The 11,666-nt window shown below is 68.9% G+C and carries 13 protein-coding genes; 8 read left to right on the forward strand and 5 right to left on the reverse strand.

The annotated features are described in order from the left end of the window. Nucleotides 1-103 precede the first annotated feature (103 nt). Entirely contained in the window at nucleotides 104-409 is a 306-nt protein-coding gene (locus ACFVYR_RS08050; RefSeq protein ID WP_384253252.1) for a hypothetical protein, read from the reverse strand. Nucleotides 410-508: 99 nt separating this feature from the next. On the opposite strand from ACFVYR_RS08050, the gene ACFVYR_RS08055 reads away from it, so the two are divergent. Continuing rightward, complete coding sequence (locus ACFVYR_RS08055; protein ID WP_384253249.1) at nucleotides 509-1,444, forward strand: oxygenase MpaB family protein; 936 nt, start codon at nucleotides 509-511, stop codon at nucleotides 1,442-1,444. A 21-nt stretch (nucleotides 1,445-1,465) separates the two neighbouring features. On the opposite strand, the gene ACFVYR_RS08060 is transcribed toward ACFVYR_RS08055, so the two are convergent. After that, nucleotides 1,466-2,065, reverse strand: a complete 600-nt coding sequence (locus ACFVYR_RS08060; protein ID WP_384253246.1) for a class I SAM-dependent methyltransferase — start codon at nucleotides 2,063-2,065, stop codon at nucleotides 1,466-1,468. Nucleotides 2,066-2,227: 162 nt separating this feature from the next. Between ACFVYR_RS08060 and ACFVYR_RS08065 the strand changes: the two genes are divergently transcribed. The 7 genes from ACFVYR_RS08065 (at nucleotide 2,228) to ACFVYR_RS08095 (ending at nucleotide 8,858) form a co-directional block, all read left to right on the forward strand. Further along, entirely contained in the window at nucleotides 2,228-3,004 is a 777-nt protein-coding gene (locus ACFVYR_RS08065; RefSeq protein ID WP_384253244.1) for an MHYT domain-containing protein, read from the forward strand. A 52-nt stretch (nucleotides 3,005-3,056) separates the two neighbouring features. Next, nucleotides 3,057-5,687: a nitrate- and nitrite sensing domain-containing protein gene (locus ACFVYR_RS08070; RefSeq protein ID WP_384253241.1), complete on the forward strand. Its 2,631-nt coding sequence runs from the start codon at nucleotides 3,057-3,059 to the stop codon at nucleotides 5,685-5,687. Continuing rightward, nucleotides 5,684-6,118, forward strand: a complete 435-nt coding sequence (locus tag ACFVYR_RS08075) for a roadblock/LC7 domain-containing protein (protein ID WP_384253238.1) — start codon at nucleotides 5,684-5,686, stop codon at nucleotides 6,116-6,118. The genes ACFVYR_RS08070 and ACFVYR_RS08075 overlap by 4 nt, the downstream gene beginning before the upstream one ends. A 62-nt stretch (nucleotides 6,119-6,180) precedes the next feature. Next, nucleotides 6,181-6,591, forward strand: coding sequence for a DUF742 domain-containing protein (locus ACFVYR_RS08080; RefSeq protein ID WP_384253235.1), 411 nt, complete (start codon nucleotides 6,181-6,183; stop codon nucleotides 6,589-6,591). Then, the gene (locus tag ACFVYR_RS08085) at nucleotides 6,572-7,177 is read left to right on the forward strand and encodes an ATP/GTP-binding protein (RefSeq protein WP_384253232.1); all 606 of its coding nucleotides are present in this window, start codon (nucleotides 6,572-6,574) and stop codon (nucleotides 7,175-7,177) included. Before ACFVYR_RS08080 ends, ACFVYR_RS08085 begins: the two co-directional genes overlap by 20 nt. 233 nt (nucleotides 7,178-7,410) lie before the next feature. Continuing rightward, on the forward strand, nucleotides 7,411-7,824 hold the full coding sequence (locus tag ACFVYR_RS08090; protein ID WP_384253228.1) for a roadblock/LC7 domain-containing protein: 414 nt from the start codon (nucleotides 7,411-7,413) through the stop codon (nucleotides 7,822-7,824). 110 nt (nucleotides 7,825-7,934) lie between these two features. Beyond that, nucleotides 7,935-8,858 carry a DUF6397 family protein gene (locus tag ACFVYR_RS08095; protein ID WP_384253225.1) on the forward strand — a complete coding sequence of 308 codons (924 nt, stop codon included), beginning with the start codon at nucleotides 7,935-7,937 and terminating at the stop codon, nucleotides 8,856-8,858. Nucleotides 8,859-8,891: 33 nt separating this feature from the next. Here ACFVYR_RS08095 and ACFVYR_RS08100 read toward each other — a convergent pair whose 3' ends face one another. From ACFVYR_RS08100 to ACFVYR_RS08110, 3 genes are read right to left on the reverse strand one after another with little or no spacing between them, the layout of a single operon-like run. Next, nucleotides 8,892-9,470, reverse strand: a complete 579-nt coding sequence (locus ACFVYR_RS08100; protein ID WP_384253222.1) for a tetratricopeptide repeat protein — start codon at nucleotides 9,468-9,470, stop codon at nucleotides 8,892-8,894. 56 nt (nucleotides 9,471-9,526) lie between these two features. After that, nucleotides 9,527-10,708: a winged helix DNA-binding domain-containing protein gene (locus ACFVYR_RS08105; RefSeq protein WP_384253407.1), complete on the reverse strand. Its 1,182-nt coding sequence runs from the start codon at nucleotides 10,706-10,708 to the stop codon at nucleotides 9,527-9,529. A gap of 36 nt (nucleotides 10,709-10,744) precedes the next feature. Continuing rightward, the gene (locus ACFVYR_RS08110) at nucleotides 10,745-11,647 is read right to left on the reverse strand and encodes an acyl-CoA thioesterase (RefSeq protein WP_384253219.1); all 903 of its coding nucleotides are present in this window, start codon (nucleotides 11,645-11,647) and stop codon (nucleotides 10,745-10,747) included. Nucleotides 11,648-11,666: the final 19 nt, after the last annotated feature.

Raw genomic sequence — 11,666 nt, forward strand, 5'->3', positions numbered from 1 at the left:
ACCACTCGCCCCAGAGATCGTCGAGGGGTGGATGACCAGGAAATTCACGAGCGGCCCACCGTCTCCGACAGCCCGGGAGGGGAACCGGCGCAAGACGGGAGAGTCACGCGGCGGGCAGACCCAGGAGTGACCGGGCCACGTCCCGCGGTGCTTCATCGCGTTCGCGGGCGAGAGCGATGACCGCTCGGCACGCGAGCTCGCTCACGCCGAACGACAGTGCCTCCGGAGAGACCCAGCCGGTGGCTTCGTCCATCTCGTCCTCATCGTTCTCGGCGCATGCCGACACATAGACGGCGGCCGCTTCGAAGAGGTTGTGCGTGCGCCTGGGACACTCATGTATCCGGGCGGGATCATCCACGTCTCGTACCGGCTTGTTGGCACGCCAGTATTTGCGGAATCCGTCAAACATGCGGTCCACCTTCCCCCGGCACGGCCACCGCCGCTGAGCGTTCATCTTCCGTGCACCAAAGTAGAGTTGGTGCTCCGGCGACAGAAGGGGGACCGCGCCATGAAGCGTTTCGAGCGGCTCGAGCAGATCAGGCGCCTGGATCCGGAGCGGGACTTCCTCGAGATCTACCGACTCACCACGGCGTTCGAATTTCCGTGGGACTATACGCGCGCTCTCGAACTCGCGCTCTACCGCACCTACGCAGTGCCCAGTATCGGTCGTCTGCTCGCACAGACAGCCGAGCTGACGAATCGTACGCAGAAGCGTTACGACGACACGGTGCTGCTCCTCGACGCCGTCGTGGAGCACGGTTTCATGAGCGAAAAGGGCCGCACCGCCATCCGCCGCATCAACCAGATGCATCGCAGCTACGACATCAGCAACGACGACATGCGCTACGTACTGTGCACCTTCGTAGTGGTACCGAAGCGGTGGATCGATGCCTACGGCTGGCGCAGGCTGTCACGTCACGAGAGGGAGGCCACCGCCGCGTACTACCGCACCCTCGGGCAGCATCTGGGCATCAAGGAAATCCCGGCAAGCTACGACGAGTTCGAGGCGACCCTCGACGGCTACGAAAAGGCCTACTTCAACTGGGACCCAGAAGCGCGTGCGGTGTCCGACGCGACATTGGCCCTGATGGCCTCGTGGTATCCGCGCCCCATGGCTCCGCTGCTGCGCCGTGCGACCCTTGCGCTCCTCGACGAGCCGTTGCTGCGGGCTTTCCGCTATGAGCAGCCGGGTGCGGTCACCCGCTCCATCGTCAGGGGTGCGGTGCGACTGCGGGGGCGCACGGTGCGCCTCATGCCGCCGCGCGTTACGCCGCATCACGCGCGACAGAACCGCGAGATCAAGGGATACCCGGACGGGTACGAGATCGCCGAGCTCGGCTCGTTTCCCGTGCCCGGCGTTCGTGGATGTCCGGTTCCACGCAGCGGCGGTTCAGCGGCGACTTGGCCCGACCTGGTACAGCGGGGCACGACACCGCGATCATGACCGCCGTCGCCCGGGGCGCGCTCAGTCCCGGCGTACGGCCACTGCGAGAAAACGGGCATCCTCGTCGACGTAGGACGTCATGCGCCAGCCGGAACCGGTAAGGAGCGGGGTGAGGTTCGCCTCCGCCCGCAGATCGTCCGGAGTGAGCTGCCGCCCCTGCCGTACCGCGAGCGCCGCCCTGCCGATGGGATGGAAGAGGGCGAGCAGCCCTCCAGGGCGCACCACCCGCCTCAACTCCCTCAGATTCTCGGCGGGGTCGGGCAGATGGGCGATGAGGCCGGCGCCGAAGACCGCGTCGAGTGACTCCGCGCGCAGCGGCAGACGCGCCACGTCGGCACGCACGAGCTCCCCGTGGTGGTGCCTGCCCGCGCGTGTAGCGGCCTCCAGCATGGCCGGCGTCAGATCAACCCCGAGGACCACGCCGGAGGGCCCTACGGCGTCCCTGAGCGCCGGCAGCGCTCGCCCGGTCCCGCATCCGGCATCGAGTACGGACGAGCCCGGGCGGAGCGTCAGCTCGTTGACGGCGGCTCGATAGGCCGGTCCGTCGTCGGGAAAGCGGGTGTCCCAGCCGGCCGCGCGCGCTGTGAAGAACTCCTGGACCTTCGCATGGTCGTCGCTCATGCGACCCATGATCCCGCACGCGGTCGTACGCGGTCGCACGCGCGTTGGGTGCACTCGTTCGAGCGTGACGCGATCGTTCCAGGCCGCCTCTCTGTCATATTCCGGCAGCTTTCGAAATGCGCCCCCATCGTGCGCCCCAGGTCGGACTAGCGTCCCGGGGCCATGGGACACCTGGACCACGCCACCTTCGGCTGGCTGACCCCCGTACTGTCGTACGCGATGGCCTGTATCGGCGCCGCCCTCGGGCTGCGCTGCACCGTCCGCGCGCTGGGCGCCTCGGGCCGCTCACGCCGCAACTGGCTTGTCACCGCCGCCTCCGCCCTCGGTACCGGCATCTGGACGATGCACTTCGTCGCCATGCTCGGCTTCGGCGTCACCGGCACAGAGATCCACTACAACGTGCCCCTCACCATCCTCAGCCTCCTGGTCGCGGTGGTGGTGGTAGGCACCGGAGTCTTCGCCGTGGGATACGGACGGGATCGCGCACGTGCCCTCGCGCTCGGTGGGCTCACCACGGGGCTGGGCGTCGCGAGCATGCACTACCTGGGGATGGCGGCCCTGCGCCTGCACGGCGACGTGAGGTACGACCCGGTACTCGTCGGACTCTCCGTGGTCATCGCGGTCGTCGCCGCGACCGCGGCTCTGTGGGCAGGTCTCAACATCAAGTCGCCGCTCGCGGTCGTGGTGGCGTCACTGGTGATGGGCGGGGCGGTGAGCAGCATGCACTACACGGGAATGCTAGCGGTGAGCGTAAGGGTGACTCCCTCCGAAGCAGCACTGCCCGGCGCCACGACGATGCAGTTCATCTTCCCTCTCGCCGTAGGCCTCGGGTCCTACCTCTTCCTGACCTCGGCATTCGTCGCGCTGTCCCCGACCACGGGCGAACGCGAGGCCTCCGTTTCGGCCCAGCGACCCCTCGACGACGCAGCCCGCTTCTGACGTCGACGGGCCGGCCGGGCGACACACCGCACCCCACCCCAGCGAGGAGGCCATGGACATCCCCCGCAGCACTCCCGAGCCGTCCGACACAGCACCTCTGCCTCCGGATTCCCCGACGCGTGGCCGCCGCGCCCACGCGGGCCCACCCGCCGATGAACACCACGACCGAGAGGAACGGTTCACCGATCCGTCGCCCACCAGAGCACTCACGCGCGCGGGTTGGTGGCGGGCACGGCCGCGCACTGTGCGCGCCAAGATCGTCTGTCTGCTGATGGTGCCCGTCGTCTCGCTCCTCGCCCTGTGGGGCTACGCGACGGTCAGCACGGCACAGGACGTGGCACGCCTGCGCCAGGTGCAGCGCGTCGACGCCGACGTGCGTACGCCGGTCGAGGCGACCGTCACGGCACTCCAAGCGGAACGTGTCGCCGCCGTACGGTACGCGGCAGAACCGGACGCCGACCGTGGCGGCGCACTGCGAAGGCAGGCGACGCGGACCGACCGCGCCGTGGCCCGGCTGACCTTGGGTGACCATCGAACCGTCGCGGACGGAGCGGGACTCCCCAAAGGCGTGACCGACCGGCTGTCAGCGTTCGTGTCCGGCGTCGGGGGCCTGCGCTCCTTGCGGGGCGAAGTGCTGGACGGCCGAACGGGGTGGGACGCGGCGTACGGCCAGTACACGAAGACGATCACTCGCGCCTTCGCGGTGGGCGGCGCCCTCACCGGCATGCAGGACGCCGCACAGGGGTCCCACGCGCGCGTGCTGCTCGAATTCTCCAGAGCGGGGGAGATGCTGGCGAGAGAGGACGCCCTGCTCGCCGCCGCCCGGCTGGACGGGGCCCTGGAGGGTGAGCGGCTCCGGCTGTTCACCGGTGCGGTCGCCACCCGCCGGACGCTGACCGAAACGGCGGTCGCGGACCTGGGCGCACCGGAGCGGGCGGCCTGGCGTGAAGTTGATGCAGGCGGCGCCTACGGAGTGGTTCGGGCCACCGAGGACAAGGTGACGCTGGCCGAGCCCGGCCGCAAGGCGCTCGCCGCTGCCCCAGGGGGCCCCTGGGACGAGGCCTACGCGGCTGTCAGCGGCGGGCTCCGCGCCATTGAGGAGAAGGCGGCACACAGCGCCGCGGACGGCGCCGACCCGCTCACCCACGGAGTGCTCACCGCGGCAGGTGCCGCCGTACTTCTCGGACTCGTCGCGGTCGCCGCCTCACTCGTCATCTCCGTACGCATCGGCCGAGGCCTCGTCGTCGAACTCGTCAGCCTGCGCAACGGTGCCCTGGAGATCGCTCACCGCAAACTGCCGGAGGCCATGCGGAGGCTGCGCGCCGGAGAGGAGATCGACATCCGTGCCGAGGCACCCCCGGGGCCGGCCGCGGAGGACGAGACGGGACAGGTCTCCCAAGCGCTCGATACCGTCCACCGGGCAGCGCTGCGTGCGGCGATCGAGCGTGCGGAGCTCGCCAGCGGCATCTCCGGAGTGTTCGTCAATCTGGCCCGCAGAACGCAGGTCCTCGTACACCGGCAGCTCAGCCTTCTCGACAGCATGGAGCGCAGGGCGGATGATCCCGACGAACTCAGTGACCTCTTCCGGCTCGACCACCTGACGACCCGGATGAGGCGCCACGCGGAGAGCCTGATCATCCTGTCCGGCGCCGCCCCGGGCCGCGCCTGGCGGATGCCCGTCTCCCTGACGAACGTGGTGCGTGCGGCGGTGTCCGAAGTCGAGGACTACGCGCGCGTGGAGGTACGACAACTCCCCGCGGCCTCGGTCATCGGGACCGCCGTGGCCGACCTCACCCACCTCTTGGCCGAACTCGTCGAAAACGCCGCCCAGTTCTCACCGCCCCACACCAAGGTGCGGGTCAGTGGCGAACCGGTGGGGAACGGCTATGCCTTGGAGATCGAGGACCGAGGGCTCGGCATGGGCAAGGAGATGCTCACCGAAACCAATCGCCGCGTCGAGCAGTCCGAGGGGCTCGACCTGTTCGACAGCGATCAGCTCGGTCTCTTCGTGGTCAGCAGGCTCGCAGCTCACCACGGCATCAAGGTGCACCTGCGCACGTCCCCTTACGGCGGCACCACCGCGGTCGTGCTGCTGCCCACTGCGCTGCTGCACAGCCACACGGCGGAAGACACCGGGACCCACACCGCTACGACCCGCCCCCTGGCACGCAGGGACGACCCGGGCAAGGAGTACGCCCCCGTGCGGGGAGCAGCCCATCACCACATGAACGCCGACTCTGTTCCCGCCCCTGCCCCTGCACCGCATCCCGTGCTGGCCGCAGCGGCCGAGGAATCGTCCGTCGTAGGCGTCACGACGTTGCGTCTGCACCGGGGTGGAGACACGCGGGACACCCCGGAGACCACTTCCGCCGATCGTCACGGCAACGGCTCCCTCGACATAGCCAGGGCCGATGCCCACGATACGTCGGGCGAACTGCCGCGCCGAGTCCGTCAGGCGAGCCTCGCCCCTCAGCTGCGCGAACGCCATCCCGCGGACCAAGGCGACTCAGCAGGAACAAGGAGACAGGACGAGCGCAGCCCGGAGCAGGTGCGCGACCGCATGACCGCCTACCGCGACGGCTGGGCCCGCGGGGGCGGCCCGCTTCCCGGCACCGGCGGTTCGGCCCCGGCGAGTCCGGCGCATGAAGCGGGCACGGACAGCAGCGAAGGAGACACCACATGATCCAGGATCAGCGCACCCCGACAGAGCAGACCGGACAACTCGACTGGCTGCTGGACGACTTGGTACTGCGCGTGGGCGAGGTGCGGCACGCCGTGGTGCTGTCCAACGACGGACTGCCGGTCGGTGCGTCCACGGGTCTCACCCGCGAGGACGCGGAACACCTCGCCGCCGTGGCCTCGGGCTTCCACAGCCTGGCCAAGGGGACAGGCCGGCACTTCGGGGCAGGCGGAGTGCGCCAGACAATGGTTGAGATGGACGACGCCTTCCTGTTCGTCGCAGCCGCGGGCGACGGCTCCTGCCTTGCGGTTCTCTCCTCAGTGGCGGCCGACATCGGCCTTGTCGCGTACGAGATGGCGCGCATGGTGAAACGGGTCGGCGAACACCTCTACACTCCGGCGCGCTGCGTCGAGCGGCCGCCGGTCGCCGGATGACCGGGACGGTCGGGACCTCATGACCGAAGACGCAACGCCGTGACCGAGGGCGGTCGGAACGTATGACCGAGGACATGAGCAGCATGCCGGATCGGCCCGGCAGCCAGTGGTACGACAACGAAGCCGGGCCCCTCGTCCGGCCCTACGCGATGACGGGCGGGCGGACCAGTCCGGGGCCCCGCGGGGTCCGCTTCGACCTGATCGCCCTCGTGACGTTCGATTCCGACGCCCCTGGGCCGGGTGACGCCGTGCTCGGCCCTGAACACCGGGCTCTGATGGAACTGTGCCGCGCCGAGACACAGTCCGTCGCCGAGCTCGCCGCCGGCGCTGATCTGCCCGTGGGGGTGGTCAGGGTGCTTCTCGGCGATCTGCTGGAGATGGGTTGCGTCACGGTCACCCGACCGGTGCCGCCAGCGCGGCTTCCCGACGAAAAGATCCTGCGAGAGGTGATCGATGGGCTCCGAGCGCTCTGACGCCATGGCCGCCGAGACAGCTGCCATGGCGCTGAAGATTCTGGTCGCGGGCGGCTTTGGAGTGGGCAAGACCACCCTGGTCGGCGCGGTCAGCGAAATCCGCCCACTGCGCACCGAAGAAGTGCTGAGCGAGGTGGGCCATTCGGTGGACGACACGGAAGGCGTCGACCGGAAGACCACGACGACTGTGGCCATGGACTTTGGCCGCATCACCATCCGGTCCGGCCTGTCGCTGTACTTGTTCGGCACTCCGGGCCAGGACCGGTTCTGGTTCCTGTGGGACGAGCTGTCACAGGGCGCTCTCGGCGCAGTGGTGCTCGCGGACACCCGACGGCTCGAGGACTGCTTCCCCGCAGTGGACTACTTCGAGCATCGTCACATCCCGTTCGTCGTTGCGGTCAACTGCTTCGCCAACACGCGTGCCTACGGCGCGCAGGACGTGTCGCGTGCCCTGGACCTCGACCGAGGAACGCCGGTGGTGCTGTGCGACGCCCGGGACCGTGATTCGGGCAAGGAGGTGCTGATACGCCTGGTCGAACATGCGGGGCGGGTCCATACCGCACGGCTGCTCGACTCCGTGGGCTGAGGCCACCGAGCCATCCGATCGGCGTGCTGTGCGGGACGCCGCCCATCCCCGACGGTCGAGAGGCCGACGGCGCAGGTGCCGGGCCAGACGAGGGCCCGTCATTGGTCACTGGTCATTGGTGATCGGTCATCTTCTGTGCCATGTCCCCATCACGCTTGCCGGGGCGCCGGTCGTGGTGAAGGCTGGCAGGTCAGATCCTCCAGCCAGGGGGAAGGGACACGGGGAGACAGAACATGGGGCACAACACGGGGCTCGGCTGGCTACTGGACGACTTGACGCAGCGGATGGAGCACGTACGGCATGCGCTGGTGCTGTCCAACGACGGCCTGGTGACCAGCGCGAGCTCGGATCTCGAACGGGAGGACGCAGAGCATCTCGCCGCGGTCTCCTCCGGACTGCACAGCCTCGCCAAAGGGTCCGGGCGACACTTTCATGCCGGCGACGTGCGCCAGACGATGATCGAGTTCGACGACGCCGTCCTCTTCGTCACAGCGGCGGGCGAGGGCAGCTGTCTGTGTGTTCTGAGCTCGGCGGAGGCCGACATCGGCCAGGTGGCCTACGAGATGACGCTGCTCGTGAACCGTGTCGGAGAGCATCTGGGCGTGGACGCCCGACAACCCGAACGCACGCCAGTCGTGGACCTCTGACCTGCGCTGACGTCGCCACGTCAAGAGTTATCCACAGGCTCGGCGAGGATCGCGGTGATCGGGCTACGGTTTTTCCCGAGAGCAAGCACATCTCACGGGGGAGATCAACCATGACCGGTGACACCATTACGCAACCCGCACGCGCGGCGACCCTGCCGTCGGCGGTCACGCCGAGCCGGGCAGCGAAGGAACTGGGGCTGAAGCGGGGCGAGTTCGACCTGGCAGTAATGCTGGGGCGCATCCGCACGGTAGGGGAGGCGACGGGCGGCCAGCGACGGGTCACCCGCGAAGAGATCGACCGACTGCGCGGCTGCGACGGTTTTCCCGAGACGCTGCGGGAGAGTGTCAGAGCCGTGGGCACCACGGAAGCCGCAGGGCTCATGGGCATCACCACGGCCCGGTTCACCCGCCTCGCACGTGCCGGCGTCCTGACGCCCGTGCGCTTCTACCTGAATCGCTACCGGGCGGTCGTGTGGCTCTACCTCGCAGAAGAACTACGGCATTTCGCCGAATCCAAGATCAACGCCAAGCTGCTCACGGGACGTATGCCGGAGACGATGCGGGACCGCCTCGACGAGGGCCAGGACCTGCGAGCACGCAATTGGCGGGGGCGTTACGCAGGGTTCCTCCTGCGCCAGTCCGACGATCCGTGGGAGCGCGCCGCCGCCATGGCTTCCCTACTCGACCCGGTACAGACCGCGGAGCTCATCAGGGACCCCTACGAACGGGCCTACCTCAATCGGCTCAAGCCCGTGCCCCGCACCCATGGAGCACCGGACTCGCCCGGGGCACGGATCCTGGAGAAGATCACGACCGCGGACGACCCCGACGAGATCCGGTGGCTGCGCTCAAGCCTGCTGATCGGTCTCGTGCAGGCCCGAGCACAGCGTCCGGCACCACGGCCCGCTCAACACGCCAAGTCTGTGACGGCCACGCCCCAGCCCGCCTCCGAGCCGTTGAGCGAGGTCGCGGTCCAGGGGTCACGTCAGGAGTCGCGAGGCTTGATGAAGTGGTTGCGCCGCAGGAGGACATAGGACGCAGGCGTCGGGGCATCGGTGCAGGCGCCGTTACACCGTCGCGTCCAGGTCCTTGGCGTACTCCTCGATGGCGGGGAGGTAACCCGCCAGTTCCGGATCGCTGCTCGTGGCGGCGAGCAGGGTCAGAAGCATCTTCATCGCCTCATGGGTCCGGCCGGTGTTGTACAACGCCATGGCCAGGAATGTCTTGAGTGCGCCGTCATCGGGGAACTCCGCCGCGGCATCGGCCAGTGTGGCGACGGCTTCTTCGTAACGCCCCAATATCCGATAGGTACTGCCCAGACCCAGCAGAGCTCCGCGGCGATCGACGTCCGACAGGCCCGGCACACTGACCGCTCGTTCGTAATGCGGCACCGCCTCCGCCTCGAGGCCGAGTGTGTCGTGGACCCAGGCAGTCTGATACGCCACCTCCACGTCATGGGGGAGATGTGCGCAGAGCGCTACGAGTCGCTCCCTGGCTTCCTCGCGTCGGCCGGTCTCGCGTAGCCGAACGGCTTCCGACAGCAACCGATCCCTGTCCACACCAATATCTCCGAGCAACTCCCCGTCCCCTTCGCCGCGTTGCGATTCATGCCGTCCGTCCCGGCCGCAACGAAAACCGCAACCCATCCCGAACGGAAGCGCAGATGTCTGTCAAGTCCTGCTGTCGCCCTGCCCTGATGCCGTCACCGGGCCAATTCTTCCTCAAGCCAGGTACGTCCCCGGGTGCGCGGGCTGAGCCGTACGCCGGCCAGACGCGAGGTGAGCCGCTCGGCCTCGGCTTGCACCGCTTCCCGCGCATCTGTGCCGACGTCCTCAAGGAAGCCGCACACGACATCACCGTTGCCGTCCTGGGCCCAACCGCCGATGATGCGGCCGTTCCACCACACGGAGGGGCCGATGTTGCCGCTTCTGTCGAAGAGACGCGGGCCGTGCTCCCCGAGGAACCATTGGCGGTGCTGCCAGCCCATAGGGGTGGAGTCCAGCGCAGGCAGCAGAGCGGCCCACGGCTCGGAGCGGGGAGTCTCCTCGACGTCGTCGGGAAGCAGCAGCCCGGGCGCCCCCTCCAAGTCGACCTCGACGGGACGCAGTTCGGTCAGCGCCCGCTTCGTCTGGGTCTTGGTCCACCCGGCCCACCAGCGCAGGTCGTCCGCAGTGGCCGGACCGAACGCGCGCAACCACCGCCGGGCGAGCTCTGTCTCGGCCTCCTGGGTGTCCCAGTCGGCGAGGCCACCGGGAAACCAGTCCGTCAGCGGCGCCCATCGATACTGATGGGAGGCCCACGTTCCGCGCGGCCTTCCGCGTACTACGTGACCCTCGGCGGAGAGCAGCAGAAGGAGCCGGCTGGCCAGCTTCTGCCGGCCCTCGTAGCTCTTGCCGCGCGCCATGACCAGCTCGGTGCTCAGAAGAGGGTCGTCGCCGGCGAGTTCACTCGCCGTCGCCTCCCCCCGTCCTTTGAGAGCACGCAGCGCCACGTCCTCGGCCTGCACCAGCCAGGCCTCGACACCCGTCGCGTCATCGGCGACGCCGGCTTCGGCAAGCATCCGCAGGACGAGACGGCGCTCCCTCGTGGCAACTGCTCGCGAGCAGGCGGCCTGCAACACCGGAGCCACGTCCAGGGACGTCACGAAGACCGTGCGCCGCATCCCCATCAGGCGGATCAGGGACCGATCCTCGTACAGGGCACGCTCCACGTCCGCCACACGACCGTCCCGCATCCGGGCCCAGGCGCCGATGTACACCGACGACGGGTCGGTGCCGTGCAGGGCCAGCAGCGACCGGGCCACCTCGACCGGATCGTCCGACCTGGTCCGGGCGGTCAGCCGGTGGCGGAGCGCCAGCCTCGCCCGCCGCTCCGCTGCCTCGATCCGTCGCAATGCGCCTCCCACCCGGATTGCCGCTGATCATCTGTCTGGTGTCGGACTGTCCATGTGGCGCTCCCCATACGGACGGAACAGCCCCTCTTGCACCACTGACACCAGGAGCCTGCCCTCAGCGTCGTAGATGCGGCCACGGGCGAGGCCCCGGCCCCCCGTGACGATGGGCGACTCCTGGTCGTAGAGGAACCACTCGTCGGCGCGGAAGGGGCGATGGAACCACATGGCGTGGTCGAGCGAGGCCATGTCGAAGCCCCGCGGGCCCCAGAGCGGCTCCACCGGGATGCGGACGGCGTCGAGGAGCGTCATGTCGCTCGCGTACGTGAGTGCGCAGGTATGCACGAGGGGGTCGTCGCCCAGTGGGCCGACGGCGCGCATCCACACCGCGCTACGTGGCTCGGCGTCCTTGATCTCCTCGGCGGTCCAGCGCAGCCGTTCGACGTAGCGGATGTCGAAAGGCTGGCGCCGGGCCATGCGTTCCAGCTGCTCCGGCAGCGCGCCGAGGTGCTCCCTGATCTCCTCGGCGACCGTCGGCAGCGACTCCGGATCCGGAGCCGCGAGGCGCGGCGGCAATTGGTGTTCGAAGGCGCCCTGCTCGGGCTGGTGGAAGGAGGCGGTGAGATTGAAGATGGTGCGACCCTGCTGGACGGCGGTGACGCGGCGCGTGGTGAAGGAGCGCCCGTCCCTGACCCGTTCGACCTGGTACACGATGGGAACGCCCGGGCGACCCGGGCGCAGGAAGTACGCATGGAGCGAGTGCACCGGGCGGTCGCCCTCGGTGGTCCTGCCCGCCGCCACCAGGGCTTGTCCTGCGACCTGCCCACCGAACACCCGCTGCAGGGATTCGTTCGGGCTGCGGCCCCGGAAGATGTTGACCTCGATCTGCTCCAGGTTCAGCAGGTCGACCAGCCGGTCGGCGGGATTGTTCATGACAGTTCCTCGACTTCTG

Origin of the sequence: Streptomyces sp. NPDC058284, from assembly GCF_042881135.1 — a bacterium.
Lineage (GTDB): Bacteria > Actinomycetota > Actinomycetes > Streptomycetales > Streptomycetaceae > Streptomyces.

Excerpts from the sequence above, each read along its gene's own strand:
- ACFVYR_RS08050 (WP_384253252.1), bottom strand. The coding sequence starts at position 409 with ATGTTTGACGGATTCCGCAAATACTGGCGTGCCAACAAGCCGGTACGA.
- ACFVYR_RS08055 (WP_384253249.1), top strand. The coding sequence starts at position 509 with ATGAAGCGTTTCGAGCGGCTCGAGCAGATCAGGCGCCTGGATCCGGAG.
- ACFVYR_RS08060 (WP_384253246.1), bottom strand. The coding sequence starts at position 2,065 with ATGAGCGACGACCATGCGAAGGTCCAGGAGTTCTTCACAGCGCGCGCG.
- ACFVYR_RS08065 (WP_384253244.1), top strand. The coding sequence starts at position 2,228 with ATGGGACACCTGGACCACGCCACCTTCGGCTGGCTGACCCCCGTACTG.
- ACFVYR_RS08070 (WP_384253241.1), top strand. The coding sequence starts at position 3,057 with ATGGACATCCCCCGCAGCACTCCCGAGCCGTCCGACACAGCACCTCTG.
- ACFVYR_RS08075 (WP_384253238.1), top strand. The coding sequence starts at position 5,684 with ATGATCCAGGATCAGCGCACCCCGACAGAGCAGACCGGACAACTCGAC.
- ACFVYR_RS08080 (WP_384253235.1), top strand. The coding sequence starts at position 6,181 with ATGACCGAGGACATGAGCAGCATGCCGGATCGGCCCGGCAGCCAGTGG.
- ACFVYR_RS08085 (WP_384253232.1), top strand. The coding sequence starts at position 6,572 with ATGGGCTCCGAGCGCTCTGACGCCATGGCCGCCGAGACAGCTGCCATG.
- ACFVYR_RS08090 (WP_384253228.1), top strand. The coding sequence starts at position 7,411 with ATGGGGCACAACACGGGGCTCGGCTGGCTACTGGACGACTTGACGCAG.
- ACFVYR_RS08095 (WP_384253225.1), top strand. The coding sequence starts at position 7,935 with ATGACCGGTGACACCATTACGCAACCCGCACGCGCGGCGACCCTGCCG.
- ACFVYR_RS08100 (WP_384253222.1), bottom strand. The coding sequence starts at position 9,470 with ATGGGTTGCGGTTTTCGTTGCGGCCGGGACGGACGGCATGAATCGCAA.
- ACFVYR_RS08110 (WP_384253219.1), bottom strand. The coding sequence starts at position 11,647 with ATGAACAATCCCGCCGACCGGCTGGTCGACCTGCTGAACCTGGAGCAG.